Source organism: Mesorhizobium sp. M4A.F.Ca.ET.090.04.2.1 (genome assembly GCF_003999085.1).
Lineage (GTDB): Bacteria > Pseudomonadota > Alphaproteobacteria > Rhizobiales > Rhizobiaceae > Mesorhizobium.
The window spans coordinates 1-1,267 of the sequence record NZ_RZOT01000865.1; the positions used below are offsets into that span (position 1 = coordinate 1).

1 protein-coding gene is annotated in these 1,267 nt (G+C 63.8%); it reads left to right on the top strand.

The window, feature by feature from the left end:
* Nucleotides 1-1,267, top strand: a 1,267-nt coding sequence (locus EN781_RS32705) for an ABC transporter ATP-binding protein/permease (protein WP_145965795.1), incomplete at both ends; no start/stop codon positions are given.

Sequence of the window (1,267 nt, forward strand, 5' to 3'; positions counted from 1 at the left end):
CGCCTACAATGTGCTCCGCCTCGTGCAGCTCGGCTTCAACCAGCTGCGCGACGCGCTGTTTGCCCGTGTCGGGCAATATGCGGTGCGCCAACTCGCCTTCCGCACCTTCGTCCACATGCACCAGCTGTCGCTGCGCTTCCATCTCGAGCGCCGCACCGGCGGCCTGTCGCGCATCATCGAGCGTGGCACCAAAGGCATCGAGACGATCGTGCGCTTCATCATGCTGAACACGGCGCCGACCATCCTCGAATTCGCGCTCACCGCCGGCATCTTCGCCTTCACCTACGGCTGGAAATACGTGGCCGTTGTCGCTGTCACCGTCTGGATCTATGTCTGGTTCACGGTCAAGGCGAGCGACTGGCGGATCTCGATCCGTCGCGACATGAACGACAGCGACACTGACGCCAACACCAAGGCGATCGACTCGCTGCTCAACTTCGAGACAGTCAAGTATTTCACCAATGAGGCCATGGAGGCCGAGCGCTTCGATCGCTCGATGGCGCGCTATGAGACCGCCGCCACCCGCACCTGGACCTCGCTCGGCTGGCTGAACTTCGGCCAGGGCGTCATCTTCGGCCTCGGCACCGTCATCGTCATGTGCATGTCGGCGCTGGAAGTGCAGGCCGGCACGCAGAGTGTCGGCGACTTCGTCTTCATCAACGCCATGCTGATGCAGCTTTCCGTGCCGCTCAACTTCATCGGCTTCATCTATCGCGAGATCCGCCAGGGGCTGACCGACATCGAGCACATGTTCGACCTGCTCGACGTGCGGCAGGAAATCGTCGACAGGCCGGACGCCAGGCCTTTGGTGGTCGGCGCAGGCAAGGTCGAATTCCGCGACGTGCATTTCTCCTACGATCCGAACCGCAAGATCCTGAAGGGCGTCTCCTTCGAGGTGCCGGCGGGTAAGACGGTCGCCATCGTCGGCCCATCCGGGGCCGGCAAGTCGACCGTCTCCAGGCTGCTGTTTCGTTTCTACGACGTCCAGTCCGGACAGGTGCTGATCGACGGCCAGGACATCAGGGACGTCACCCAGGAGAGCCTGCGCGCGGTGCTCGGCATGGTGCCGCAGGACACCGTGCTGTTCAACGACACCATCGCCTACAACATCCGCTATGGCCGCGTCGGGGCCAGCGAGGAGGAGGTGCGCAAGGCAGCCGAGCTCGCCCAGATCGGCCCCTTCATTCAGAAACTGCCCGAGGGCTACCGCTCGATGGTCGGCGAGCGCGGGCTGAAGCTCTCCGGCGGCGAGAAGCAGCGCGTGGCG